This window comes from Hyphomicrobium sp. (assembly GCF_019753045.1).
Classification (GTDB): domain Bacteria; phylum Pseudomonadota; class Alphaproteobacteria; order Rhizobiales; family Hyphomicrobiaceae; genus Hyphomicrobium_B.
Map to the genome: position 1 here is coordinate 11,774 of NZ_JAIELN010000022.1, position 25,234 is coordinate 37,007.

22 protein-coding genes and 1 pseudogene are annotated in these 25,234 nt (G+C 61.3%); 4 read left to right on the forward strand and 19 right to left on the reverse strand.

Annotation, left to right across the window (positions count from 1 at the left end; all coding sequences use genetic code 11):
* Positions 1-53 precede the first annotated feature (53 nt).
* The gene (pdxH, locus tag K2Q04_RS20125; protein ID WP_291166898.1) at positions 54-734 is read right to left on the reverse strand and encodes a pyridoxamine 5'-phosphate oxidase; all 681 of its coding nucleotides are present in this window, start codon (positions 732-734) and stop codon (positions 54-56) included.
* 155 nt (positions 735-889) lie between these two features.
* On the opposite strand from pdxH, the gene K2Q04_RS20130 reads away from it, so the two are divergent.
* Complete coding sequence (locus K2Q04_RS20130) at positions 890-1,342, forward strand: hypothetical protein (protein ID WP_291166901.1); 453 nt, start codon at positions 890-892, stop codon at positions 1,340-1,342.
* 144 nt (positions 1,343-1,486) lie between these two features.
* Here K2Q04_RS20130 and K2Q04_RS20135 read toward each other — a convergent pair whose 3' ends face one another.
* The 4 genes from K2Q04_RS20135 to K2Q04_RS20145 all read right to left on the reverse strand — a co-directional run bounded on the left by K2Q04_RS20135 (position 1,487) and on the right by K2Q04_RS20145 (position 4,230).
* On the reverse strand, positions 1,487-2,551 hold the full coding sequence (locus K2Q04_RS20135) for a nucleotidyl transferase AbiEii/AbiGii toxin family protein (protein ID WP_291166903.1): 1,065 nt from the start codon (positions 2,549-2,551) through the stop codon (positions 1,487-1,489).
* The gene (locus tag K2Q04_RS22275) at positions 2,548-3,135 is read right to left on the reverse strand and encodes a DUF6088 family protein (RefSeq protein ID WP_366935776.1); all 588 of its coding nucleotides are present in this window, start codon (positions 3,133-3,135) and stop codon (positions 2,548-2,550) included. Before K2Q04_RS22275 ends, K2Q04_RS20135 begins: the two co-directional genes overlap by 4 nt.
* 543 nt (positions 3,136-3,678) lie before the next feature.
* Positions 3,679-3,813, reverse strand: a complete 135-nt coding sequence (locus K2Q04_RS20140) for a hypothetical protein (RefSeq protein WP_280140547.1) — start codon at positions 3,811-3,813, stop codon at positions 3,679-3,681.
* Positions 3,814-3,987: 174 nt separating this feature from the next.
* Positions 3,988-4,230, reverse strand: coding sequence for a hypothetical protein (locus K2Q04_RS20145; protein ID WP_291166906.1), 243 nt, complete (start codon positions 4,228-4,230; stop codon positions 3,988-3,990).
* Positions 4,231-4,517: 287 nt separating this feature from the next.
* On the opposite strand from K2Q04_RS20145, the gene lexA reads away from it, so the two are divergent.
* Positions 4,518-5,324 carry a transcriptional repressor LexA gene (gene lexA / locus K2Q04_RS20150; RefSeq protein WP_291166908.1) on the forward strand — a complete coding sequence of 269 codons (807 nt, stop codon included), beginning with the start codon at positions 4,518-4,520 and terminating at the stop codon, positions 5,322-5,324.
* Positions 5,325-5,347: 23 nt separating this feature from the next.
* Here lexA and K2Q04_RS20155 read toward each other — a convergent pair whose 3' ends face one another.
* Entirely contained in the window at positions 5,348-7,699 is a 2,352-nt protein-coding gene (locus tag K2Q04_RS20155) for a ComEC/Rec2 family competence protein (protein ID WP_291166910.1), read from the reverse strand.
* A 113-nt stretch (positions 7,700-7,812) separates the two neighbouring features.
* Here K2Q04_RS20155 and gltX point away from each other — a divergent pair, with 113 nt between their 5' ends.
* Together gltX and gltA are read left to right on the forward strand one after the other, a co-directional pair.
* Positions 7,813-9,354, forward strand: a complete 1,542-nt coding sequence (gene gltX / locus K2Q04_RS20160) for a glutamate--tRNA ligase (RefSeq protein ID WP_291166912.1) — start codon at positions 7,813-7,815, stop codon at positions 9,352-9,354.
* Between the two features lie 189 nt (positions 9,355-9,543).
* A complete protein-coding gene (gene gltA, locus K2Q04_RS20165; protein ID WP_291166914.1) occupies positions 9,544-10,854 on the forward strand; it encodes a citrate synthase in 1,311 nt (436 codons plus the stop codon).
* Here the strand turns inward: gltA and lpxB are convergent.
* From lpxB to tsf, 13 genes and pseudogenes are all read right to left on the reverse strand, one after another.
* A complete protein-coding gene (gene lpxB, locus K2Q04_RS20170) occupies positions 10,851-12,056 on the reverse strand; it encodes a lipid-A-disaccharide synthase (RefSeq protein ID WP_291167034.1) in 1,206 nt (401 codons plus the stop codon). The two genes, gltA and lpxB, sit on opposite strands and share 4 nt — an antisense overlap.
* A 429-nt stretch (positions 12,057-12,485) precedes the next feature.
* Positions 12,486-13,295 (reverse strand): annotated as a pseudogene (gene lpxI, locus K2Q04_RS20175) (UDP-2,3-diacylglucosamine diphosphatase LpxI); the annotation flags it as partial.
* 8 nt (positions 13,296-13,303) lie between these two features.
* Positions 13,304-14,110 carry an acyl-ACP--UDP-N-acetylglucosamine O-acyltransferase gene (gene lpxA / locus K2Q04_RS20180; protein WP_291166916.1) on the reverse strand — a complete coding sequence of 269 codons (807 nt, stop codon included), beginning with the start codon at positions 14,108-14,110 and terminating at the stop codon, positions 13,304-13,306.
* Positions 14,103-14,606 (reverse strand): 3-hydroxyacyl-ACP dehydratase FabZ, encoded by a 504-nt coding sequence (gene fabZ, locus K2Q04_RS20185; RefSeq protein ID WP_291166918.1) that lies wholly within the window; start codon positions 14,604-14,606, stop codon positions 14,103-14,105. Before fabZ ends, lpxA begins: the two co-directional genes overlap by 8 nt.
* 49 nt (positions 14,607-14,655) lie before the next feature.
* Positions 14,656-15,717 (reverse strand): UDP-3-O-(3-hydroxymyristoyl)glucosamine N-acyltransferase, encoded by a 1,062-nt coding sequence (lpxD, locus tag K2Q04_RS20190; RefSeq protein WP_291166920.1) that lies wholly within the window; start codon positions 15,715-15,717, stop codon positions 14,656-14,658.
* Positions 15,718-15,906: 189 nt separating this feature from the next.
* Positions 15,907-18,288, reverse strand: a complete 2,382-nt coding sequence (bamA, locus tag K2Q04_RS20195; RefSeq protein WP_291166922.1) for an outer membrane protein assembly factor BamA — start codon at positions 18,286-18,288, stop codon at positions 15,907-15,909.
* Between the two features lie 284 nt (positions 18,289-18,572).
* Positions 18,573-19,715, reverse strand: coding sequence for an RIP metalloprotease RseP (gene rseP, locus K2Q04_RS20200; RefSeq protein WP_291166923.1), 1,143 nt, complete (start codon positions 19,713-19,715; stop codon positions 18,573-18,575).
* A gap of 61 nt (positions 19,716-19,776) precedes the next feature.
* The gene (locus tag K2Q04_RS20205; protein ID WP_291167036.1) at positions 19,777-20,937 is read right to left on the reverse strand and encodes a 1-deoxy-D-xylulose-5-phosphate reductoisomerase; all 1,161 of its coding nucleotides are present in this window, start codon (positions 20,935-20,937) and stop codon (positions 19,777-19,779) included.
* 88 nt (positions 20,938-21,025) lie between these two features.
* Positions 21,026-21,898, reverse strand: a complete 873-nt coding sequence (locus tag K2Q04_RS20210; RefSeq protein ID WP_291166925.1) for a phosphatidate cytidylyltransferase — start codon at positions 21,896-21,898, stop codon at positions 21,026-21,028.
* Between the two features lie 11 nt (positions 21,899-21,909).
* On the reverse strand, positions 21,910-22,668 hold the full coding sequence (locus tag K2Q04_RS20215; protein WP_291166927.1) for an isoprenyl transferase: 759 nt from the start codon (positions 22,666-22,668) through the stop codon (positions 21,910-21,912).
* A gap of 72 nt (positions 22,669-22,740) precedes the next feature.
* Positions 22,741-23,304, reverse strand: coding sequence for a ribosome recycling factor (gene frr / locus K2Q04_RS20220; RefSeq protein ID WP_291166929.1), 564 nt, complete (start codon positions 23,302-23,304; stop codon positions 22,741-22,743).
* Positions 23,305-23,386: 82 nt separating this feature from the next.
* A complete protein-coding gene (gene pyrH / locus K2Q04_RS20225) occupies positions 23,387-24,118 on the reverse strand; it encodes a UMP kinase (protein WP_291166931.1) in 732 nt (243 codons plus the stop codon).
* A gap of 146 nt (positions 24,119-24,264) precedes the next feature.
* Entirely contained in the window at positions 24,265-25,188 is a 924-nt protein-coding gene (tsf, locus tag K2Q04_RS20230; protein WP_291166933.1) for a translation elongation factor Ts, read from the reverse strand.
* Positions 25,189-25,234 lie beyond the last annotated feature (46 nt).

Consider the following 25,234-nt stretch of genomic DNA (forward strand, 5'->3'; position numbering starts at 1 on the left):
CGAACCTCGCCACCGTTCTTCCTTATGGCACAAGCCGCGCCTTTTGTGGTCACTCAAGGATAGAGGCGGGTTTTCTGCCAGGAGTCGCGTGGGGCGTCGCGGCGGAAAACGATGCGGTCGTGCAGGCGATACGGACGGCTCATCCAGAATTCGATCTCCACGGGGAGAACGCGGAACCCCGACCAGTAGGCGGGGCGCGGAATCGAATCTTCCGGGAACTTGGCTTCGAAATGATGAACCTTGGCTTCGAGCACGTCGCGCGACGACAGCGGCCGCGATTGATGCGACGCCCAGGCGCCGATCCGGCTCAGCCTCGGCCGCGTTGCGTAATAGGCGTCGGCCTCGCCGTGTGAGACGAGGGAGACGGGACCGCGAATGCGGACCTGCCGCTCCAAGCTCTTCCAATGAAAGAGCAGACCGGCTTTCGGGTTTGCGAGCAGCTCGCGGCCCTTCGCGCTTTCGAAGTTCGTGTAGAAAACGAAGCCGCGATCGGCGCTCTCTGCGCTATCGAGGCCCTTCAGCAGCACCGTTCTCACGTTCGGCATGCCGCCTGCGTCGACGGTTGCGAGCGCCATCGCGTTCGGATCGTTCGGCTCGGATTTCTCGGCCTCCGACATCCACGCTTCGAACAGCAGGAACGGATCCTCCGCCGCTGAAAAATCCGGCGCCGCGACTGGGGCCGAGCCTTGGGTCGTGCTTGGGGCCGATTGGGAGGCGCTTTCGCTATCACTCATGTTGCATGCTCAATGCTTGATCTTAGTTTCCGCGGCGCGCCGTTACAGCACACAGCGACTGCAGGTGTTCAGTACCTTTTAACCATACTTAGGCAGAGTACCCTTATCGTCCTGTTGGGCGAAACAGAGTTCAGTCCGCGTAAGAAAGTAGCGTCATGTCCACAAATGCGTCTCTTTTCTCACTAGCCGCGGCCGGCGCAACGGCTTTCGCGCTGGTTGCGGCGATTTTCGTACCATACGGGTTCGCCTGGGCCGGAGACCAGCCCCTGGACCGGGCCCTCGCGGCGGCGGCTTGTCCGAAAACCGGCGCGACCGCCGACACACCCAAATTCACGGACATCAAGGTCGCCCTCAACCAGGATGACGAAGATGCGGCGCTCGAAAGCGTGCAGTTCGCCCTGACGGAGGTCGCCGACGGCTCGAGCTATGTCTGGCACCGCGCGCATGGCCGCCTCTCCGGCATCGTCAAACCCATCTCGTCGTTCAAGGACATGCGCGGCAGCGTCTGCCGCCATGCGATGGTCTCGCTGACCGGCCTCGACGCGACGAAGCAGACCGAAATCGTCGCCTGCCGTTTGCCGACGGGCATCTGGCAACTCGAATCCTGATTTTCCCCAGACTTACCAATCCTCCCAAACGAGAATGAAAAAGGCGGCGCAAGCTGCCTTTTTTATTTGGCGCACGGCGGCCGGCTCCCCGGAGGGGAGTCGCCGTGCGCGGGGTTGGGGTGAGAGAGGGTATTGGTGGGGTGATTAAACTAGGTTCAAAACCATCTGCCGCTCTTCAAGTTGTCTCAAAGAGGCTTCGATAACTGCGAGCTGCTTCATGATTTCGGAAAATGGCGGCGGAGTGCCAAACATCATGCCCTTCATTGCCTGATAGTCTACTTCCAGCATCTTTTTGACGGCCTCTGTTGGCACGATTGCAATCGTGTCAGGCTTGGCAAGGTCATAGCGTGCAGCGCCTCCTGGGAAGGTCATCGCAGAATGCGATACGACGTGGGCAAAAAGCTCTGCATCTTTGACAGCTTTTTTGCCGTGTTTGGTCGGTGCTATGCGTGCCACATCATAGAAATGACGAGAATAGCGGTTGGCGTCCATTGGCCTTTTTGATCCATCTTCGTGCGCGCACTTGCTATTGAAGGCGTGTATTGCGACCAATTTTTCAAGCATCGTGCGTTCAGGCTTAATCATCGTAATATTATTGATTCTGAAGTCGAATTTTTGTTTTCCCGTTAATGCGTCCTGGACATATGGAACCACCGACTGTTCTACAATTGGCACCAGTGCGCCACGCGCCCCGCCTTCAATTTTTATTTTCGGTTTCGCATAATCGTCGGCGTCACAGGCTGTCTCGTATGCGACCAACACCGCGCCTTCTGCTTCTTCGTAGGTTACTGTGCAATTCGGCAAAGCCTTGGTGAGCTTTTCGAGCAGCTTCCCTCGCATATGATCAGTGCTCTTGGTTTTCACTTCTTCGAGCTGCTTTTTGCGCTGTGTAGCGGACATCTTCCTATTCGGATCCGTCGGGTCGCTATCACCAGAAATTGCCAATCCGGCCCGTGAAAAGACAATGTCGATATCTTCAGAAAATCTATCTATTAGCCCGAATCCCTTAGATAGTGAGGTCCCACCCTTGAAATAGCATTTGGGCTGATACGGAGGCTCTTTCATCAGGATGTCGAGAACGCGACAGACCCAAAAATCCTTCTCGACATAAGCCGAGCGCAGTCCGCGTTTTTCAGCGACGATTTCGAAAATATCGCGACGGTCCCGTCGCGATATTTTTTCAAACCGCGAGTACTCTTGAGCTTTCATGTCACCGCAAGTGTCAGAACCCTAATGGGTTCACGCAATCTATTAGGAACCCGCTTGCTTTTTAGAGCACGCGCAATATTGGGCGTCATAGAATTGCGTAACTTCTCCACTGCGTCGTCGTCAAGATCGTCGCCAAGCCAATTAAGCGCCTGCACAATAGGCATTGCCGCCGTTCTCCGGAAATCCAACAGCCAAGCAGGTGCGCGCTTCAGCTCGATCGTGCGATTTCCTATCTCTCGCACACGACTTTGACCCGCCGTCAAATATGCCGGCCGCACTGACACCGCGGTCGTGACACCGAGCGCGTTCGCGGCAGCGAGATCGTCCTTCGCGACTGCGCCCAAGGCAGCGGCCACCGCATCTGCCGATGCGGGAACCGCAGTATCGAGAAGCTTGCTGTGCCGAGGGTAATCGTAAAGTCCCCGTGCAATCCGTCGCAATTTTCCTGCCTTCTCAAGCCGCGACAATGCTTGCCACACTGCTCCTTCAGAACCGAGATCGCGAAAATGCGCGGCTGTATACACTCGCGCACCACGACCGTGCCGCGCGACTCTATTCATAATTTTCAAAGCAATACCAGTCATTTGCTTTATCCTACTGCTTTTATTATGTCAGGAATCTATGTTTTTTTCCTTACATCGTCAAGGACCGATCGGACCTGTCCACTGAATGCTCCGCCAATTCCCCCCACTCAAAAAACTTATCCCCGCTCTTTCCGCCCCTCACATAATCGGCTCGCCCATCCGGCAAAGGGCTCGTGCGCAAGGCGTTGCGCCGGGCTCGGGTGGGGCAGCCCGACCCGGGGCGTGACGCGCGCTTCCGGACAAGGCGATCGACCGGTTCGCACAGGGTGAGAAGCCTGTGTGCGGAGCATCCCGCTGACGTAAAGTGATCGCGCTCGAGACCCTGTTCTCGGTCTGTCACGGAGCGGATCGGTTCCGAGACTTCATTGCTGCACGACCCAGCCGCGGAACCCGTCCGCTTCGTGCTTTTTTGATTGCGCACGGCGACTCCCCTCTGGGGAGCCGGCCGCCGTGCGCGCTTGATGTTGCGTCGTTCTTTATTGTGGGTGCCAACGCTCGGCCACCGCGGAGCAGGCCCCGGGGGCGGAAAAGAGACCTACGCGATCAGCGTCGAGAGGAAGCGTGGAAGCTCGGGATGAAATGGTGTCCGGCGCGGCCGCCGGTGACGGCGTTGGCGATGAGCGTTCCGAGAACGGTGACGATGACGCCTATGACGATCTGCGAGAACCAACCCTGCATGGCCCGACAATTCCCGCTCAAACAGCCCATAGCCCCAACTGCGCGTCCGGTGTTCAACCGGCGGCGACCGGGTTTCCGTCGCACGGCACGCGTGCTTTTGCGCGGCCGCGTCGCGGCGGAATTCGGGCGACCCAATTGGCGCGGGCTATTCCGGCTCGGTCTATTCCGGCGCGTCTATTCCGGTTCTGGGGCCGCCGGCTTGCAGACGAGATCGATCTGCGTGCACGTCGCGTCGCGCACGTCGATCAGCGGCTTGCACTCGGCGGTCGACTGCTCCTTCGTACATTTCAGAGCCTTCGCCGTCGCTTCCTTGCAGAGCGCCTTCATGTCGTCGCAGCCGTCGGCGCGGGCCTCACCTCCGCAAAGCGCCAGCGCCGCGATTGCCGCCAGGAGCGGCCGGGACGACTTCGTCTGCATTGCGCGTTCTCCCTCCCGTTGCTGCTCGTCAGCGGAGATTGGATTCGCTGTGCCGTTCAATTCGGCCGGCTGGATCCAGCCGAATGGCCATGCGAGGCATTCGAGCCACTCGCGCGTTGCCATTGACGCTGCGGAATGGGGATAACGCGGGGCGCACTTGCAGAACGAGACAAGAACGTGTAGCGTACATACATGATTTGTACCGTCATTCAGCGGGTTTCCGATCGGTGGTCAGCGTTTCGGCCCACGGTCCCCGCGCAGCCACGGAAGGCTTGAGACGAAACGCGATGCTTACCGAGAAACAGAGAGACCTCCTGCTCTTCATCCATGCGCGCATGCAGGAACGCGGCGTGCCCCCCTCCTTCGACGAAATGAAGGACGCACTGGATCTGAGGTCCAAATCCGGCATTCACCGCCTGATCACGGCCCTGGTCGAGCGCGGCTTCATCCGCCGCCTGCCGCACAGGGCGCGGGCGATCGAAGTGATCAAGCTGCCGGACAATCAGACTGGCGGGCAGACGGGCGCCCCGAATGGCGGGCAGAACGTTGCGGCTAATGCCGGCCAGCCCGCGGGCCACAATTCAGGTTACAGTTCCGGCGCGTCCGTCGCCTCCATGCCGCAACGCGGCGGCTTCCAGCCGAGCGTGATCGAGGGCTCCGGGCCACGGGCGAGCGTTTCTCCCCCGCCGCCGTCGCACATCATCGATGCGCGGACGGTGTCGATCCCCGTCATGGGGCGGATCGCTGCCGGTACGCCGATCAGCGCCATTCAAAACCACACGCACGACATCGCCGTGCCGCCCGATATCCTAACGAACGGCGAGCATTTCGCGCTCGAGGTCAAGGGCGACTCGATGATCGAGGCGGGTATCCATGACGGCGATACCGTCATTATCCGCCGCTGCAATAACGCCGAGAACGGGGACATCATCGTTGCGCTCGTCGAAGGCGAGGAAGCGACGTTGAAGCGGCTTCGCAAGAAGGGCTCGACGATTGCGCTCGAAGCGGCCAACCCAGAATTCAAGACGCGCATTTTTGGGCCCGACCAGATCGATATCCAAGGCCGGCTCGTGGGGCTTCTCAGGCGCTACTGATCTACACCGGGCGCTAGAGCGCCCTACGGGGAGTCGCCGGCCGCCGGAAGAGCATTCGTGAACTCCGTCTCGAAGTCCGGCTCCTCGCCCGGATCGCTCTCCGCAAGCGTTCGCGGCTCGGCTTCGGCTTCCGCGATTGACCGCGATGGCGTCGCGGCCGGTGACGTTGCGCCGGGTGTCTCCAGGATGCGGGGTTTCGGGAGGCCGCCCGGTGTTTTCCTTTCGGGCATGACGCTCCACGGGCGCTCGCCGCGATGGGATGCGACTGTCACAAGGCGCACGCGCGGCTCGGGGTTATCATCGCTTCGATCGATGTAGAGGGCGTAGGCGCCGTTGCGCCAGCGGTCGAAGACGTCGATGACGGTCGCGGGCACCGCGCAGTCTTCGGGCTTCGGATCGTTGATCACCAGCACATCGGCGTTGAGGCAATCGTCGGTCACGGCTGCCGGATGCCGGGCGACTGCAACGGTTGCACCTTTGACGTGGGCAATGCAGCCGACCGCGTCACACGAGAACGCGTCACCGGACTGCGCCTCGCGCGCCGTCCGGCCGTCGCCATCGTATTCGAGCCAGCGATCCAGGTCGTATTTCGCGCCCTTGTTCGGCAGTGCGGAGAGTTTTCCGGACGTATCACGCACGGCGATCAGGCCTTTCTGGCCGATGAGGATATCGGGGCGCGTCATCAAGGGCGCTCCGAGCAGGCCCAGAACGCAGAGCGCAACGCCGAAGAGGCGGATTCGCGTTTGCCAAAGCGAAAGCCAAATTCCGCCGGCGAGCATGAGGATGAACGCGAATGCCGGAATTTCCGGAAGGTGCCCGACGGCGCCGGGCAGCGCGCCGACCTTGTTCGCGCACCAGGCCATGCCTTCGATGCCCCAGCCCATCGGCTTCAGGCCGAACCATTCAAGTCCGAACGGCATCAGCACCATCGCCAGCAGGGCGGAGGGCATGACGATGATGTTGCAGATCGGAATGGCGATCATATTGCCGAGCACGGCATATTGCTGGCTCTGGTGAAAGTTATAGGCAGCGAGCGGCGCGACGGCCACGCTCGCGATGAGCGTCGAGGCGACGATCTCGCCGAAGAATTTCAGCACCTTCATGGCCGGGTGCGGCCTCGACTGACGTCCGAGAAAATTACTCAACGTTTCGTGCGAGGCTATCAGGGCCGTGACCGCGGCAAATGACATCTGAAAGCCGGCGTCCAGCAAGCTTTCCGGATAGACGATGAGGATCAGGAATGCGGCGAGAGCGACGTTTCGCAACGCCAATGCGGGGCGATCGAGAAGGACGGCTCCGAATATGATGAGGATCATCAGGGCCGAGCGCACGGTTGCAAACTGTCCGCCGGAGATCGCGAGATAGGCAATCGCGCTTATTATTCCCAGCGCCGCCGCGATTTTCTTGATCGGCATCGTCAGCGCAATCAGCGGAATGGCTGCGAGCAACAAGCGGACCGAATAGAATACGGCGCCGGCCGCGATCACCATATGCAGGCCCGATATCGACAGGATGTGGAAGAGGCCCGAATTCTTGAAGGCGTCATTCGTCGCTGCGGTTATCCCGCCTCGCTCTCCCGTGATCAGCGCCAGCGCGATCTCGCCGGTCTCTCCCGGTAGCGCCTGGCGAATGCGCGCGGCGATTGCTTGGCGAATGTTTTCGATCGAGCGGCGGTACCACTGCGAAAGAGTGCCTGTATCGCTCTGGCCCTCGATCTGAGGCGCCGCGAACGCATAACCAACGGCGCCGACGGAATCGAACCATGCCGTGCGGGCGTAGTCGAAGCCGCCGGGCAGCGGCGGTTTCGCGGGCGGCGACAGGTTTGCCTTTATCCGGATGAGGTCGCCGGGCGCCGCGGGCGAACGCGCCGACATCGTGCGCACACGAATAACGGCTGGCGTTTGCTCGGGCGAGAGGCCCGCGATGCTCGGCGATTTGATCGTGAGTCGCTGGCCGCGCGGGATCTTCGCTTCCACCATCGTCACGGTGCCGGTGATCTCGACGCCGTGGAGCGCCTTGGTGAGAACCGGCGCACGCACCGCTTCGACGCGCAGTTTTGCGATTGCAAAGCCGGCTCCGGCCAAGACAAAAGCCGTCATAATCGTTGCAGCGAGCGTTCCTCCGCGGACAGTCAGGCGCAAGATGAGCGCCAGCACGAACGGCACGCACGCGGTGATCGTTGCTGGCTCGATGGGTAATGCGAAGTAGGCCGCGATGCCTGCGCCCAGGCAAACCGGAGCCCAAAGAAAAAAGCTTTCACGCTCGGCTTCGAAAAGAAGCGCAGCGCGGCTGATCCCGCGCTCGGGGAGCGCCGGAAATCCGATCTCTCTTGCCGCCTCCCGACCGAATTCCGGTCCCGCCGCCTCGACCGACATGCCCCGCCCAACGCGCTGCCGAAGGCCGGTATTTCCGCCCTCTTAACTTGTCCCACCTCACATGCTACGAGCGGAACCTTATTCCCTCAATGGCAGGCGAGCAAAAAGGTCCAATGTCCGTGACCACTACACCGAGTGCGCCCATCGTACGATTTGCCCCCTCTCCTACTGGGTATCTGCATATCGGGGGGGCCCGCACGGCGCTTTTCAATTGGCTCTACGCCCGCGGCCACGGTGGACGGTTCCTTCTGCGCATCGAGGATACCGATCGCGAGCGCAACAACGAGGCCGCGGTTGCCGCGATCCTCGACGGCGTCAAATGGCTCGGCCTCGACTGGGACGGCAATGTCGTTTCGCAGTTTTCGCGGGCCGACCGGCATCGGGAGGTCGCGAAGGAACTCTTGAAGCGCGGGGCTGCCTACTACTGCTATTCCTCGCCCGCCGAGATCGACGCGGCACGTGAAAAGGCCAAGGCCGAGGGCCGGCCGCAGATCTTCCTTTCGCCCTGGCGGGATCGCGATCCGCAGGATGCACCGAAGGATGTTAAGCCGACGATCCGCCTCAAGGCGCCGCGCGAGGGCGAGACGATCGTCAACGATCACGTGCAGGGCCGCGTCGCGTTTCCGAACAAGGATCTCGACGACCTGATCATTCTCCGGTCGGACGGCAATCCGACGTACAATCTCGCCGTCGTCGTCGACGATCACGACATGGAGGTTACGCACGTCATCCGCGGCGCCGACCATTTGACCAACGCCGCACGCCAGACGCAGATCTATCAGGGCATGGGGTGGACGGTTCCGGAATTCGCGCACGTGCCGCTCATTCACGGTGCGGACGGCGCGAAGCTCTCGAAGCGTCACGGCGCGCAAGGCGTCGAAGAATACCGCGATATGGGCTACCTGCCGGTCGCACTGCGCAATTATCTCGTGCGCCTCGGCTGGAGCCACGGCGATGACGAGATCATCTCGACCGACGATCTTATTCGCTGGTTCGACATCGACGGCATCAACAAGAGCCCGGCACGGCTCGACTTCAAGAAGCTCGACGATCTGAACGGGCACTACATCCGCGCATCAGGGGACGAGGAACTCGAAGCGCACGTGCGTGGAATGCTGCCTCATCTCAATTTTCAGGCGCTCGTGGAAATCCCGTCCGATCCGAAAGCGCCGGCACGCCCCGACATCGCGCTCGCGCGCGAAGTGTTGCGCCAGCTTCCCGCGGTTTCGACGGGCAAGGAACTCGCAGATCTTTTCGCCGCCAAGGGATGGGGAAAATTCACGGCAGCCATTCCGTCTCTTAAAGAGCGCTCGAAGACTCTCGCGGAACTCGTTGGCGGAGCACTGTTCATCGTTGCGGAGCGGCCGCTCAAACTCGAGGATAAGGCAGCGAAGCTTCTCGGACCGGAAGGCCGCGCATCGAACGCCGAGATTCTCAAGCTGCTTTCGGCCGTTCCGGAGCAGGAATGGTCGGCGGCTTTCTTGGAAGCGAAGGTAAAATCCTTCGCCGAGGAAAAGGGGTTGAAACTCGGCAATGTCGCGCAACCGCTTCGGGCGGCGCTCACCGGACGGGCGGTTTCGCCGCCGGTGTTCAATGTCCTCGAAGTGCTTGGCCGCGACGAAAGCCTCGGCCGTATCGGCGACGCCGCCGGTTAATCCGGAATCGCGATCTCTTAACGATCCCTTGCCGCACCGCAAAAAATCCGTTAAATCCTTCAATAGCCGACTGCTTTTTTGAAGGCCGCCGACAGTTCTCCGGGCCGCCGACGTCCTGGTCTATGCGACGGGGAATGCGAAAGTTAACTTCAGACGTCGGCAGTGTCTTCCGGGGCGAAGGTGGCGAACATGAACATTCACGACAAAGCTTCCAAGGGCGGGACCAAGCCGAACGCGACATTGACCGTCGACAACAAGCAGGTCCAGCTTTCGGTGCGCTCTGGCACGATTGGCCCTGACGTCGTCGACGTCGGCAATCTCTACAAAGACACCGGCTGCTTTACGTACGATCCCGGCTTCACATCCACCGCGAACTGCAAAAGCTCGATCACCTACATCGACGGCGACAAGGGCGAGCTGCTCTATCGCGGCTATCCGATCGATCAGCTCGCGGAAAATACCAACTTCCTGGCGGTCTGCTATCTGCTGCTCTACGGGGAACTGCCGACCAACGCCGAGTTCATCAATTTCCGCAAGACCATTACGAACCATACGATGGTTCACGAGCAGATGACGCGGTTCTTCACCGGCTACCGGCGTGACGCGCATCCGATGGCGGTCATGGTCGGAACGGTCGGTGCGCTGTCATCGTTCTATCACGACTCGACCGACATCAACGATCCGGCGCAGCGCGAAGTCGCGAGCCAGCGCATGATCGCGAAGATGCCGACGATGGCGGCAATGGCCTACAAATATTCGATGGGCCAGCCCTTCATCTATCCGCGCAACGATCTCGACTACACATCCAATTTCCTGCAGATGTGCTTCGCCGTTCCGTGCGAGCCCTACATCGTCAATCCGATCATCTCGCGGGCGCTGGATCGCATCTTCATCCTGCACGCCGATCACGAGCAGAACGCCTCCACCTCGACGGTGCGTCTGGCGGGCTCGTCGGGAGCCAATCCGTTCGCGTGCATCTCGGCCGGTATCGCTTGCCTTTGGGGGCCCGCACACGGCGGTGCCAACGAAGCTGCACTGAACATGCTGAAGGAAATAGGCACCGTCGATCGCGTTCCTGAATTCGTGAAGCGCGCCAAGGACAAGTCGTCCGGCTTCCGGCTGATGGGCTTTGGCCATCGCGTCTACAAGAACTACGATCCGCGCGCCAAGGTGATGCAGAAGACCTGCCACGAGGTGCTCGATGCTCTCGGCCACGGAGACGATCCTCTGCTCAAGGTCGCGATGGAGCTCGAGCGCATCGCGCTTCAGGACGAATATTTCATCGAGAAGAAGCTCTATCCGAACATCGACTTCTATTCGGGCATCACGCTCAGGGCGATGGGCTTCCCGGTCGATATGTTCACTGTGCTGTTCGCGGTCGCGCGCACGGTCGGATGGATCGCGCAGTGGAAGGAAATGATCGAGGATCCGGAGCAGCGCATCGGGCGCCCGCGCCAGCTCTACATCGGACCGCCGCGCCGCGATTTCCCGGCCGCTTAATCCGCAACAACCGACAGCACGACTTGGAGCACGACCTGGGCCGCCGCGTCGCTCGGACTCGAGGCGGCGAGGCGAAGCTTTTCGGGCGCCAGGCTTAGTCCATGGAGTTGCGCAGAGCGTGCGTCCGTGTCGCCAAGAAGCGGCTCGATGGCGTTTGCCAGATTTTCGGCCGTGCACGCTTCCTGCAGATATTCGGGATAGACGTTCTTGCCGATCACGAGGTTGGCCAGCACTACGCTCGGCACCTTCAACAGGAAGCGCAGGTTCGACATGATCGCGTCGACCTTGTAGGCAACGACCGTTGGCGTGCCCGCGAGCGCAAGCTCAAGCGTTACGGTGCCCGATGCCGCGAGGGCAGCGCGTGCGAGGCGCATGGCGGCGTATTTATCGTCCGTGTCGACGATGTGCGGTTTCGGCGTCCATGCAGACGTCTTCTCGGCGATGCGATCTCTGAGGTGGCGGACCGCCGGGATAACGACCTCGATCGGACCCTTGGCGGATGAGACGCGCGCGACGGCCTCGCCGAACACGTCGATCAGACGCTCGACCTCTGATGTCCGGCTTCCGGGCAGGACGAGAAGAACCGGTCGATCCTGTGCAATTCCAAGGCGTGACGCGAGGCTCGTCGCATCGGCATTCTGGATCTCATCGAGCTTCTCGATCAGCGGATGGCCGACATATGTGCATGCCGGGCCGCCGAGGCGTGCGTGCGCTTCAGGCTCGAACGGGAGCAGCGCCAAAACGTGATCGACGTACGGGCGCATTTTCTTCGCGCGTCCCGGCCGCCAAGCCCAGACGCTCGGACTGACATAGTCGACGATCGGAATATTCGGCGCACGCTTCCGGATGCGCTTCGCAATCGGGTGCGTAAATTCAGGGCTGTCGATGATGACGACGAGGTCAGGCGCGAATGCGACGGCGGCATCGACCGTCTGATAGACGCGGCGCATGATGCGCGGAAGCTTCGGCAATATGGACAGCGGGCCCATGACTGCCACGTCTTCGATGGGAAAGAGCGAGCGAAAGCCCTGCTCCGCCATTTCCTCTCCGCCGACGCCCGAGAAGTCGATCGGACCTGAATGTTGCTTCTTGAGTGCACCGATCAGCTTGGCGCCCAACGCGTCGCCCGAGTGCTCACCAGCCACGAGGAAGATTTTCAAGGGCTTCGGTCCTGATCCGAGGTTTGAAGTGGCGACAAACATCGCGGACCTGTTTGCCAACTGAATGACTGGGGAAGATTTTTCAAGATGCGAGCCGTTTCCGGTGATCGCTACGCCGATCAGGTGAGCGCTGTGAGCCGCACCGATCAGTGCTTCGTCGAGCCGCTCATCCGATCCGACGACCAGGACGCCACGGCGGCGCGTATTGCTGCCGCGAAGCGTTCGCACGCGTTCGACGACGGTCGTGGGTGTTTCCGAGGCGCCGACTGCGAGGATGCGTCCGCCGTCGATGACGACGGCCGAACTGAGGCCGAACGATGAGAGCGCCGATAAAACGCCGCCCGCTCGTGCGATATCGGCTTCGGCTGAGGGATTGACTGGAAGTTCGCCGACGGCGCGGACGCGGTGCTTCTGAGCTTCCCGTGAGCCAGGCTTGGTTTCCTCGGCCGTGATGCCCTGGACGAATATCCCTCGCTCGTCGGCGAGCGCGATCATCTCAGAACGGTTGGCGGCGAGGACGTGATCGGCCATGACGGCGATGCCGCAAAGCCCGGCTGCGTCGGCCTGGGCGACCGTGTTCGGTCCGATCGCTGGTAGATCGACGCGAAGATCCTGACCGGGCTTCGGACGCTTGACGAGAACGCCGTAACGTTCGCGATCGCCTCGGGCCCGACGCGCTTCGGCGACGCGCTTCAGCATCCGATCGGTTCCCTCGGCGCCTTCAATTGCTTCGATGCGGCCGCGGCTCACGACCACCGCCTGACCGATATCGTATCGGCCGAGTGCGGCGACGAGATCGAAGCCGCGCGCGATGTCTTCGGCGTTCTCGGCCGACGCTGAGGCTTTCGTCAGATTGCCGTCGCCGACGAGCAGCTCCGGCGCGACTTCATCGACGCCGACGATGCGGAGGCCGAGCGCTTCGAATTGGGCCAGAACGCCCCGCAGGACGGCATCATCGCCGCCGGCCTTCAGAAGCTTCACCACTGCCGGCGCGAGACGCAGAAAAGCGAGATCGGGACGCGCCGTCGCGAACGATGGCCGCCCGTAGGCGCCAAGCAGCAACGCGTCGCTGATGCCAGCCCGCCGAAACGCTGCCATCGCGCGTCCGGGCTGAGCCCAGTTGACGACCGTATGTGGAAATGCGCCGAGCGCCGGATCGGCGGCGCCCTCAACCATGACGACGTGAACCTCGCCGCCGCGGCGCGTAACACTTTGGGCGACTTCGAGAGGAAGCGAGCCGGCGCCAGCGATGATCCCGATGCGGTTCATCGGACCGTCCATGGGCGGTTTCAGCTCTCTTCGCCGTTCTTCGGCGTGCACAGTGATCGCTTGCCGCCCTGGCGGATGAACGCGAGGATTTCCTGCACGGAGGCATGGCCCGCGAACTCTTCCGCGACGTCTTCCATGCGCTCGACCAGCGTGCCTTCAGCGGCGAACAGCAGCCGGTAGGCGCGGCGGAGATCGTGAATATCGTTGCGGGAGAAACCGCGCCGCTGCAGGCCGACGATGTTGAGGCCAGAAAGATATGCGCGATTGCCGATCGCCATGCCGTACGGAATGAGATCGTTCTCGAGGCCCGACATGCCGCCGACGAAGGCGTGGTGGCCGACGCGAGCGTACTGAATAACCGCAGCGCCGCCGCCGATGATCGCGAAATCGCCGACGTTGCAATGGCCCGCAAGCATGACGTTATTGGAAAAGATTACCCCATTGCCGACGTGGCAATCGTGGCCGACGTGGCTGTTTGCCAGGAAGGCGCAGCCGTTGCCGACGCTCGTCACCGAGCCGCCGCCAGCGGTGCCCGGGTTCATCGTTACGCCTTCGCGAATGATGCAGTCGGACCCGACGGTCAGCGAGCAGGGCTCGCCCTTGTATTTCAGATCCTGCGGCTGATGGCCGATCGACGCGAACGGAAAAATGCGTGTGCCGGCGCCGATCTCCGTCGTTCCGGCGACGACGACATGGCTCACGAGTTCGACGCGCTCGCCGAGCGTTACCTCGCGGCCGACGACACAGAAGGGCCCAACCTTCACCCCCGCGGCTAGCTTTGCCCCGTCTTCGACGACAGCCGTCGGATGGACTTCCACTTCAGCCATTTTGGCTCGCAAATGCGCGCGCATCGGCGGTGTCTGCCAGCATGGCGCTGATTTCGGCCTCGGCCACGGTTTTGCCGTTGACCTTCGCTTCGCACTTGAAGCGCCAGACGCGGCCACGATTGCGGATCTTGCGCACGTGGTAGTGGAGCTGGTCGCCCGGCAGCACGGGCTTCCTAAACTTGGCGTTGTCGATGCCCATGAAATAGACGAGCTCGGCCTTGTAGTCGTGGCCGACATTCGAAACGCAGAGAGCGCCTGCCGTCTGCGCGAGGCCCTCGATGATGAGCACGCCCGGCATTACGGGAAACTGCGGGAAGTGGCCTTGAAAGAACGGCTCGTTGATCGTGACGTTCTTGACGCCGACGCAGCTCTCGTCGGCATCCATGTCGTACATCCTATCGACCAGGAGGAACGGATAGCGATGCGGCAGGAGCTTCATCACCCGGTTGATATCCGCGGTGCCCAGGGTTTTGACCGCCGTTGCCTTGCCTTCCATCGTCGTGTGCTCCAAAAAATTATGCTCGATCGATCGAGCCTGCCGGGCGTCAGCCTTCTTCAGGCTCCGGCGTCCCGTCCTCATAGCTGCCTTTATCGCGCGCGACGAGCCGCTTGATCATGGCCTGTTCACGGGCGGATTCGCGCAGTGGCTTTGCCGGAGTGCCGAAATAACGGGCGCCCGGCGGCACGTCGTGCGTCGGGTGCGAGGCCCCGCCGACTTGTGCACCGCTTCCGATCTTGATGTGGCCCACTGTTCCAGACTGGCCGCCCATGACGACAAAGTCGCCAAGTTCGGTCGAGCCCGAGATGCCGCACATTGAGACGATCACGCAATGGCGACCGATGATCACGTTGTGCCCGATCTGGACCAGATTATCAATTTTCGTGCCCTCGCCGATGATCGTATCCTTAAGGGCACCCCTGTCTATGGTTGTATTTGCGCCAATTTCCACGTCGTCCTGGACGATCACCCGGCCGATCTGCGGCACTTTCAGGTGACCTGTGCGCCCCATGGCGAAGCCGAAGCCATCCTGGCCGATGCGGACGCCGGAATGGATGATGACCCGGTCGCCGACGAGCGCATGTGTCACGGTCGCCAGCGGGCCGATGAAGCAATCGCGACCGATTGTGACGCGCGCCCCGACCACCGCACCAGCCGCGATTCGCGTTCCCGCCCCGACCTGAGCCTCAGGCCCGATAATGGCGCCAGGCTCGATCATTACACCTGCTTCGAGGACTGCCGTCGGATCGATCGGCGGCGCGCCGGCTGTCGCCACCATCGGCTGCATGGCAGCCGGATAGAACAGCGCTAGGGCGCGGGCAAAGCCATGGTAGGGCTGCTTGGTAATGAGCGCCGTCGTTCCGGCCGGAACGCGGTCCATGATTGCCGGAATGACGAGACAGGCACCGGCCTTCGTCGCGGCGAGCTGGGACAGATACTTCTTGTTGTCGATGAAGGAAATATGGCTCGGGCCTGCTTCGGAAAGCGGGCGCACATCATCGATCTTGACCGCCGGGTCTCTGCCGTTCGCGATTTCCGCGCCCGCAGCCGCCGCGACTTCCGAGAGTGCATACGGCCCGGCACGTTCAAAGAATCCGGGATGCTCCATAACGCCGCCTCCGGTCCGCTTCTGTTTCAGATCTGTCGATGTTGGAAGCGTTGAATGAACGACGCGAGGGATGTTGGCAAGACCCTGACGAAAATAGCCCATTCAACTAGGTGATAACTCAATGAAAAAGAGCGGCGCTTTTGACGCCGCTCTTCAAAACTCAAGTCGCTCGGCCCTTTGGCTCAGACGTTAGAACTTCGTCTGAGCGCCGAAGCGGAAGAACTGCGTTTCGTCGTAAGCCTGCTTCGTCAGGACCTTCGCGAAGTCCATACGCAGCGGGCCGACAGGCGAGTTCCACATCAAGCTGCCGCCGACCGACGAACGGACGGAGTCGCTGTCAGCAAGATCGCCTGTGCCTGCCAGCGCCTTCCTGGCACCGCCCGTCGCGTCCCACAGCGAGCCAGCGTCGGCGAAGACCGCGGCGCTGATGCCGAGATCGTCCGGAACGTATGGGATCGGGAAGCGGATTTCGGCGGTCGCGGCCCAATACTTCTGGCCGCCCAGCGCGTCTTTGTTTTGGGAACCCAAGTCGCGCGGACCATAGCCTGAGCGGTCGAAGCCGCGGACCGTTTCGCCGCCCTTGAAGAAGGCGTCGAGCAATCGGACGTCCTCGCCGCCCCAGCCCTGGATCATACCGCCGATGGCGCGGCCGACGAAGGTGATCTTGTCGGCGATCGGGTAGTAGAAGCGGCCTTCCGCATTGACGCGCCAGTACTGAGCGTCACCGCCGAGGCCAGCGAAGTCGTTGGCGACCTCAATGTAATAGCCGCGGTTCGGGTTCGCCGCATTGTTGCGCTTGTCGTAGCTGATCGTGGTGCCGACCAGCGACGTCCAGTAGCCGGAGTCTCTGCAATTTACTTGGTTCGGATCAGTGCTCGTGTCTCCGCAAGCTTCCTTGATTGCACGCGAAGCATCGTCTTGGACGTTGAAGATTTGGTCACGCGAAATCGAGTACGCCGTCTGCATCCAGAGGCTTTCGGCGATCGGGAAGCCAAGACGGACCTGACCGCCCATCTTCTTCTGTTGGAAGCCGGACTGCTGGATGTAATTAAGCTGCTTGTAGAAGAGATCGAAGCCTGCGGACAGGTTGCGATCCAGGAAGCGCGGCTCGGTGAACGAGAAATCCGCCTGCATACGCTCGAATGAACCTGCGAGTTTCAGTCGAACGAACTGGCCGTTGCCGAACAGGTTGCGCTCGGTGATCGACACGTCGCCGATCACGCCTTCACTCGTCGAATAGCCGGCGCCGAACGAGAGTTCGCCTGTCGACTGCTCTTCAACAACCACATCGAGAACGACGCGATCGGGTGCCGATCCGGGACGCCGCTTGACGTCGACGTTCTTGAACAGGCCGAGCGACTGCAATCGCTTCTTCGCGCGGTCGACCATGAGGCTGTTGAAGGCATCGCCTTCAGCCAAACGGAATTCGCGGCGGATGACGAAGTCTTTGGTGCGTGAGTTGCCGATGATGTTGATGCGCTCGATGTAAACTCGCGGGCCTTCGTCCACAACGTAGGTGATCGCGATCGTGCGGCTCGCGGCATCCGGGATCGGACGCGGACGAACACGCGCAAAGGCATAGCCCTTATCCGCGATGTTGAGCGTCAGCCGCTCGGACGTCTTGTCGATCTGAGAGGCGTCATAGACGGCGCCAGCTTGCGTCAGCAGGTCGCTCGAAAGACCGTTGCCGTCAATGCCGGGCAAAGAGCTTTCGACATTGATTGCGCCGAAAGTATAGGGCTGGCCTTCGTCGATCGCGAACGTGATGAGGAAGCCCGAACCATCGGGATCGATTTCAGCATTCGCAGCCGTGACGGTCGCGTCGGGATAGCCGTTCTTGAGATAGTACTGACGAACGAGCTCGCGATCGAGATTCATGCGGTCAGGATCGTAGACCGCCGTGCCCTTCAGGAAGTCGAACCAGCCGGCCTGCGTCGTCGAGATGACGTCGCGCAGCTGGCTATCGGAGAACGCGTGGTTGCCCACGAAGTTGATGCCCTTGACCTTGGTCGCGTTGCCTTCGTCGATTTCGAAGACGAGGTTCACGCGGTCTTGCTCGAGCTGAATGATTTTCGGCTCGACGCTGGCAGCGAAGCGGCCCTGCCTGCGGTAGACGTCCAGAATGCGCTGCACGTCGCCCTGCGCCTTGGCGCGGGTGAAGACGGAGCGCGGCTTCAGCTGGACTTCACCAGTCAAGGTCTTGGTGTCGACCTCGCTGTTACCTTCGAAGGCAACCTGGTTGATGACCGGATTTTCCTTGACCGTGATGACGACGGTCGAGCCCTTGTAGTCCATCGAGACGTCGGCGAAGAGGCCCGTCCCAAACAGAGCCTTGATCGACGCATCGATCTTGGAGGCACTGTATGCGTCACCCGCACTGAACTGCAGGTACGAGCGCACCGTTTCAGGTTCGACACGCCGGTTACCGACGACTTCGATGTTCTTGATCACGCTTTGGGCCGACGCAGCACCTGAAATCCAGGCGGCGTCACCCATGGCGACCACCGGCGAGAGGACTACAAGCGCCAACGCAAGGCGCAGTCCCGCCAAGATGATCTTAAATTTCTGCATACGCGGAATAGCCCCCGTGTGCCGCCGACCCCCAATTTCACATGCGCGCTGTCGGCGGCAGCGTCACACTCATGCGTAGTGTTGTTTTTCGAGTTTTTCTTGTTCTTGTCGGTCGTTTCTTATGGTCGTTAAGGCTCTTAGTTCCCACCGCAGCCAATCGAAGTCTTCAACTCGGCCCCCCGATTCGAAGACTTAACCTGCTGCGCACCATACCGCTTTTAACGATTCAGAAAGCCTCCGGAAAGTGGTAAGTTTACGTCACTCTACAGGGAATCTGCAGGCGTTCAGCCGGTGCCGACCAAACGTCGCCAAACGTTCAAAATGTCGTTGAAATTCACGAAAACCATCAACATCATCAGGAGCGCCAACCCGACCTGGAAACCCATCTGCTGAAGGCGCTCGCTCGCGGGCTTTCTGCGGATGGCCTCGAACGCGTAGAACATAAGGTGACCACCGTCGAGGACGGGAATCGGCAACAGGTTCAGGAAGCCGATGTTCGCCGAGATGAAGGCGATCCACCGCAGCATCGGCTCAATTCCAAGCTCGGCGACCTTGGCCGTCACCTCGGCCATCATGATCGGACCACCCATTTGCTCGGCCGACTGACGACGCGTGACGATGTCCCGCAGTCCGGCGAGCGTCTGCGATAAATTGCCATAGGTTTCGGAAACGCCGAGCGCCACCGCTTCCGGCAGGCTGACCTGGACCGTCTTGACCTTGTCCGGGGAAATCGCGCGCTGGATGCCGATAAGACCACGCCTAAACGTCCGGCCCATCGCGTCTTTTTGCTCGTCCACGTTTGGCGTCGCGTTGAGCGTAAGCGTGTCGTTACCGCGTTGCACGGTAAACTTCAGCTCTTCGCCGGCGCTCGAGCCCACGATGCGCTGGAGGTCGTCGAACTTGTCGATCTTGGTGTCATCGATCGCGAGGATCGTGTCGCCCGACTTGAAGCCCGCCCGCTCGGCCGGAGAATTGGCGACGACCGCATCAACGAGCGGCGGCAAGATGCGGATGCCGACCGTGGCGTTGATTGCCGAATAGAGCACAATGGCCAGCACGAAGTTGGCGATCGGTCCGGCCGCGACGACAGCTGCACGTGCACCGACGGATTTCGAATGAAACGCCCCTGCCCGCTCGGACGGCTTCAGGTGCTTCTCGCCACCAAAAGACGATGCGTTTTCGTCGTCGATGAATTTGACGTAGCCGCCGAGGGGTATCCAAGCGAAGCGCCAGCGCGTTCCGTGCTTGTCGAAAAACCCAAATATTTCAGGCCCGAAACCGATCGAGAAGGTTTTGACAGTGACGCCGCACCAGCGCGCCACCAGAAAATGCCCAAGCTCGTGGATGAAAACGACGAGCGTCAGCACCAGGAGGAACATGATCCCGTATTGCCAGATCCCACCTGCCAGCGACGACAAAAATTCCATTTGAAAATCCCTTGAGTGCTGAATCGAACAGCGGAAAACCCGACCCTAAGCGCGAGCCGCTCTAATAGCCACTGAGTTTGTCTTCCGACAGATAGCGAGCGAGTTCGTCCACGGCCAGTATATCGTCCAGTGTTTCTGCAGGGCAAATGGCACCCTGACGCTCCGCCGCCTCGAGCGTTTCTTCGACCAGGGCGGCGATGTCCAAAAACTTGATCCGGCGCTCGAGGAAAGCCTTAACGGCGATCTCGTTTGCGGCATTCAGTACCGCGGGGGCCGTGTCGCCTCGCCGCATGGCTGCGCGAGCGACACGAAGGGCCGGAAAACGGGCTTCATCGGGCGGCTCGAACGTCAACGTTGCGAGACGGGCGAGATCGAGCTTTTCAGTCGGCGCGATCATGCGGTCGGGCCATGCCAGTGCAACGGCGATGGGGGTGCGCATGTCGGGCGCGGCCAACTGGGCCAGCACCGATCCGTCGACGTAGCTCACAAGGCAATGAACGATCGATTGGGGGTGTACGATGCAATCGAGCGCATCAACCGAGACGGGGAAGAGGTGAAATGCCTCGATCAGCTCGAGACCCTTATTCATCAGGCTGGCGCTGTCGATCGTGATTTTTGCGCCCATCGACCAGTTGGGATGCTTCAAAGCCTGCTCAGGTGTTGCCGCCGCGATCTGTTCGTGGGTCCAGCTGCGAAAAGGGCCGCCCGACGCCGTCAGAACGATCTTCTCGATCGAACCCGGGTCGGCTCCCGCCAATGCCTGGAAGGCTGCGGAATGTTCGCTGTCGACGGGCAAAAGCTCGGCACCGGACTGGGCGACAGCGGACGTGAAGACGTGGCCGGCGGAGACGAGACATTCCTTGTTTGCGAGGGCTACGCGGGAGCCCTGGGACGCGGCTGCAAATGTCGGCCGCAGCCCGGCCGCGCCGACGATTGCCGCCATGACGCAGTCGGCTGGCTCCAGAGCCGCTTCCACGAGCGCCGAGGCGCCGCCCGCTGTCCTAATGCCGGTTCCCGCGAGTGCCTCCCTGAGTTCGCCCAAGCGGCTTTCATCGCCGATGACCGCGAGCTTGGCTTTGTGAAGTCGCGCGAGGTTGGCCAATTCCTGGGCGTTCGATTGCGCGGTCAGAGCAACGATCTCGAAGCGCTCCGGCGTGCGGCCGACGAGATCGAGCGTGCTCGTACCGATTGACCCTGTCGCGCCGAGAACGGTCAGCCGCATAACCTGAGACGCGGCGGTCGAGCCAAGTCGAGCCGCTGACGCTTTCTCAGGCAACCGGTAAGGAACGCTCGTTGTCACTGCCATTCGCTTAAGACCCGTAGAGAAGAGCGCGCGCCGGCGCATAGGCATCAATCGCAAAGCCGATCAGGGCCGCCAGAACGCTCGCGGTCACGATGCCGTCCATGCGATCCATGAACCCGCCGTGGCCCGGTATCAAGCCGCCCGAGTCCTTCAATCCGAAGTGCCGTTTCAAGGCCGATTCCGCCAGATCACCGCACTGGGCCACCAATCCTGTGGCAAGACCGAGGCCCGCGAGCCAAAGTGCGGAGCCCGAACCGGTGAAAAACGAAAAAAGCAGGCCCGTAAAACCCGCGGCGGTGACGCCGCCGAGAAGTCCCGACCAGGTCTTGTTCGGGGAAATCGCCGGCCAGAGCTTCGGTCCGCCGATTGTCCGCCCTGAAACGTAGGCTCCGATATCCGTTACTGCGACGGCGATCAGAACGAACAGCGTTGCAAGGAATCCCAAAGGTTCGTCCGATCTCAGCCAGATGAGCGCAATAATCGGCAGCGCCGTGTATATCACCCCGGCGCCCGAGAGCCGCGCCCGGCCGGATCCTATTGCAAGGGCTGCGACAACGGCGGCGCCGATTACCGCCGTCAGGACACTCAGGCCGGCCATATCGTTGGTCACAAGGACCGCCGCGAAGAAAACTGCGATGACGTGGACGACGAGGGCGCGATCCGGCATTTCGCCTCGAACGATCCGGCCCCACTCCCAGCTCATCGCCGCCGCAATCAGAAACGTCAGCACGGCAAAGGCGACGGGGCTCCAGTAGAGCATGGCGAACGCAACGACACCGATGGCGACGCCCGACGCGATGCGCAGCCTCAACTCGTGCGGGATGAAATCGAGCGCGCCTCCGAGAAACGGCCTTTGATTGTCGGGATTATCGGCCGGCATTTTCCAAACCCTCAAGCTGTCGAGCGTTTGGACAAGCCGCCGAAGCGACGTTCGCGCGAGCGAAATTCTGCGAGGGCGACTTCGAACGCCGCCTTGTCGAAATCCGGCCAATAACAGTCCAAAAACACAAATTCCGAATACGCCGTCTGCCACAGCAGGAAGTTGGAGAGCCGCATCTCGCCTGACGTCCTGATCAACAGGTCGGGATCGGGAATGCCCGACGTATCGAGAGCATTGGCGATGCGCTCGACGTTGATGTCGGACGGATCGAGTTCGCCCGCCGCTACTTGCTCGGCGAGCTTCCGCGCCGCTCCCGCGATCTCGGTGCGCGAGCCGTAATTGAAGGCGATGACGAGCGTCAAAACATCGTTGCCGCGGGTCAGCTCGACGGCTTCGTCGATCAACGTCGTCAGCTCACTGTCGACGTGCTGGCGCTGCCCGATGACGCGAATGCAGACGCCCGCCTCATGCAGCTCGGCAAGATCGCGGCGGATGAAGCGCTTCATCAGCCCCATGAGATCGTCGACCTCTTCGACCGGCCGGTTCCAGTTCTCGGAGGAGAAGCTGAAGATCGTCAGGTAAGTGATTTTGAGTTCGATCGCGGCACGGACGGCGCGGCGAACGGCCTCGACGCCTTGGCGATGGCCCAGCGCTCTCGGCAGCCCTCGCTCCCGCGCCCACCGCCCGTTTCCGTCCATGATGATCGCGACGTGACGCGGAGGGGCCAGTACGCCGGACCCATCGTCGGTAGGCTTAGCTGCTGGCGCCACTGTCGAATGGCCTCTGGGATCAAAATCTCAAAATCAGTTATACGACTTCCTGCCCCCGAAAGGGCCCGGAGATCAAACCTTCTGAATTTCGGCTTCTTTTGTGATGAGCGTAGCGTCGATCTCCTTGATGAGGCGATCTGTCAGCTCCTGGACCTTTTCGGAATTGCCCCGATGGTCGTCCTGGCTCATTTTGCCGTCTTTCTCAAGTTTCTTAAGAACGTCCATTGCCTCGCGCCGGACGTTGCGGATCGAAACCTTGCCCTGCTCGGCATACTTATGCGCAAGCTTGACCAATTCCTGGCGGCGGTCCGCCGTCAGCGCCGGGATCGGAAGGCGAAGAATCTGGCCGTCCATAATCGGATTGAGACCGAGATTGGCTTCACGGATCCCCTTATCGACGGCCATGACGTTGCTGCGGTCCCAGACCTGAACGCTAATCATTCGCGGCTCGGGCACTGAGACCGTCGCGACCTGATTGAGCGGCATCCGCGAGCCGTAGACCATTACCTGGACAGGGTCGAGCAGGTTGGCGCTGGCGCGCCCAGTCCGAAGCCCTGAAAACTCGCGCTTCAGCGCGTCGATCGAGGCGCGCATGCGCGTTTCGATTTCTTTGATGTCGTGAACTACCGATGCCATTTTCCTATTCCTCCCAGCGCGCGAAACCTCAAACCACAGCTGCCGTCAACGAGGCGGCGCGAGGATGGGTTTTCAGCGGCGTTCAGCCGGCTCCCTCGATAAGGGTCTGGCGAGCTTCTCCGCGCAGAGCTTTCAAGAGATTTCCCGGTTCGTCGATTGAAACCACAATTAGCGGAAGTCCATTATCCCGGGCAAGGGCAATGGCCGCACCATCCATCACTTTGAGATCCTTGGCCAAAACTTCCGAATAGGTCAGCTGGTCGTAGCGGACTGCGTCCTTGTGCTTCTTCGGGTCGGCCGAATATACGCCGTCGACCTGAGTGGCCTTTAGAACCGCGTTACAGTTCATCTCAATGCCACGCAGAACGGCCGCCGTATCGGTCGTGAAAAAGGGGTTTCCGGTGCCGGCCGCAAATATGACGACGTTGCCCCGGCCGAGGTATGCGAGCGCCTTCGGGCGAACATAGCTTTCGCAGACCGTCGGCATCGGAATTGCCGAGAGAACGCGAGACTGGACGCCGCGGTGATCCAGCGAATTCTGGAGGGCCAGCGCGTTCATCACGGTGGCGAGCATGCCCATGTAATCGGCCGTCGCGCGGTCCATCCCCTTGGCCGCACCACTGAGGCCGCGGAAGATATTACCGCCGCCCACGACGATGGCGATCTCGGCGCCTTCGGCCACGGCGGCCGCGATATCGTTCGACAAGCGGTCGGCGACGCCCATGTCGATGCCATAGGGCTGCGCGCCCATCAGAGCTTCGCCGGAAAGCTTCACCAGCAGCCGCTTATACTTGAGACCCTGCGCTCCACGCATCGGCGTCACTCCCATAGGCACTTCTATTGGCACGACAATCTGAAATGGCACAAAAAACGGCCGGTCGCGAGGACCGGCCGGCTGATACCTAACGCTCTGGAGCGATTCCAGCTAGCGTCTACCGGGCCATTTGGCCCGGCGAGAGCTTAGCCGCCGCTTGCGAGCTTGCGGACTTCCTCGCCGAAGTCCTCTTCCTTCTTGTCGATGCCTTCGCCGAGCGCGAAGCGGACGAAGCCTGCGACCTTGATCGGTGCGCCGGCCTTACCCTCGGATTCCTTGACGGCCTGAGCGACCGTCTTGGTGGTGTCGTGGATATACTGCTGCTCGAGCAGGCAGTTTTCCTTGGCGAACGCCTTGATGCCGCCGGAGATGATCTTCTCGAGAACGTCCGGCTTCTTGCCCTGGTTCTTGTCGGCGAGAATGGCTTTCTCGCGCTCGATCACATCGGCCGGCACCTCGGAAATGTCGAGTGCGACGGGGCTTGCGGCTGCGACGTGCATCGCGATCATGCGTGCCAATTCGAACAGCGTCGGCTCGTCGCCGGCACTTTCGAGGGCGACGAGAACGCCGATCTTGCCGAGGCCATCGGCTACGCGGTTATGGACATAGTCGGCGACGACGCCTTCCTTGACTGCAACCGCTGCCGTCCGGCGAACGGTCATATTCTCGCCGATGGTCGCAACGGCTTCCTGGATCGTCGTTTCGACGCTGTTCTTGGTGCCGGGATAAGTTGCAGCCAAAAGCGCCTTGAGATCGCCCTTCGCGGCCGGAGCCAGCGCGGCGATCTCGCGGACGAGCGTCTGGAACTGCTCGTTACGCGCAACGAAGTCCGTCTCCGAGTTCACCTCGACAACGGCGCCTTCGCGGCCCTTCGCGACGATGCCGATGAGGCCATCGGCGGCGACGCGGCCGGACTTCTTCGCGGCCTTCGAGAGGCCCTTCTTACGCAGCCAATCGACGGCGGCTTCGATATCGCCGTTCGTCTCGGTCAGCGCCGTTTTGCAATCCATCATGCCGGCGCCGGTCATATCGCGCAGCTTCTTCACATCTGCAGCGGTGATCGTCGTCATTCTGTCACCTATGAGGTTCGAGGCGCCACGATGGGCGCCTCATATC

Bases quoted from the DNA above. Each gene is read 5' to 3' on its own strand.
- pdxH (WP_291166898.1), bottom strand. From the start codon at position 734: ATGAGTGATAGCGAAAGCGCCTCCCAATCGGCCCCAAGCACGACCCAA.
- K2Q04_RS20130 (WP_291166901.1), top strand. From the start codon at position 890: ATGTCCACAAATGCGTCTCTTTTCTCACTAGCCGCGGCCGGCGCAACG.
- K2Q04_RS20135 (WP_291166903.1), bottom strand. From the start codon at position 2,551: ATGAAAGCTCAAGAGTACTCGCGGTTTGAAAAAATATCGCGACGGGAC.
- K2Q04_RS22275 (WP_366935776.1), bottom strand. From the start codon at position 3,135: ATGACTGGTATTGCTTTGAAAATTATGAATAGAGTCGCGCGGCACGGT.
- K2Q04_RS20140 (WP_280140547.1), bottom strand. From the start codon at position 3,813: ATGCAGGGTTGGTTCTCGCAGATCGTCATAGGCGTCATCGTCACCGTT.
- K2Q04_RS20145 (WP_291166906.1), bottom strand. From the start codon at position 4,230: ATGCAGACGAAGTCGTCCCGGCCGCTCCTGGCGGCAATCGCGGCGCTG.
- lexA (WP_291166908.1), top strand. From the start codon at position 4,518: ATGCTTACCGAGAAACAGAGAGACCTCCTGCTCTTCATCCATGCGCGC.
- K2Q04_RS20155 (WP_291166910.1), bottom strand. From the start codon at position 7,699: ATGTCGGTCGAGGCGGCGGGACCGGAATTCGGTCGGGAGGCGGCAAGA.
- gltX (WP_291166912.1), top strand. From the start codon at position 7,813: ATGTCCGTGACCACTACACCGAGTGCGCCCATCGTACGATTTGCCCCC.
- gltA (WP_291166914.1), top strand. From the start codon at position 9,544: ATGAACATTCACGACAAAGCTTCCAAGGGCGGGACCAAGCCGAACGCG.
- lpxB (WP_291167034.1), bottom strand. From the start codon at position 12,056: ATGTTTGTCGCCACTTCAAACCTCGGATCAGGACCGAAGCCCTTGAAA.
- lpxA (WP_291166916.1), bottom strand. From the start codon at position 14,110: ATGGCTGAAGTGGAAGTCCATCCGACGGCTGTCGTCGAAGACGGGGCA.
- fabZ (WP_291166918.1), bottom strand. From the start codon at position 14,606: ATGGAAGGCAAGGCAACGGCGGTCAAAACCCTGGGCACCGCGGATATC.
- lpxD (WP_291166920.1), bottom strand. From the start codon at position 15,717: ATGGAGCATCCCGGATTCTTTGAACGTGCCGGGCCGTATGCACTCTCG.
- bamA (WP_291166922.1), bottom strand. From the start codon at position 18,288: ATGCAGAAATTTAAGATCATCTTGGCGGGACTGCGCCTTGCGTTGGCG.
- rseP (WP_291166923.1), bottom strand. From the start codon at position 19,715: ATGGAATTTTTGTCGTCGCTGGCAGGTGGGATCTGGCAATACGGGATC.
- K2Q04_RS20205 (WP_291167036.1), bottom strand. From the start codon at position 20,937: ATGCGGCTGACCGTTCTCGGCGCGACAGGGTCAATCGGTACGAGCACG.
- K2Q04_RS20210 (WP_291166925.1), bottom strand. From the start codon at position 21,898: ATGCCGGCCGATAATCCCGACAATCAAAGGCCGTTTCTCGGAGGCGCG.
- frr (WP_291166929.1), bottom strand. From the start codon at position 23,304: ATGGCATCGGTAGTTCACGACATCAAAGAAATCGAAACGCGCATGCGC.
- pyrH (WP_291166931.1), bottom strand. From the start codon at position 24,118: ATGCGTGGAGCGCAGGGTCTCAAGTATAAGCGGCTGCTGGTGAAGCTT.
- tsf (WP_291166933.1), bottom strand. From the start codon at position 25,188: ATGACGACGATCACCGCTGCAGATGTGAAGAAGCTGCGCGATATGACC.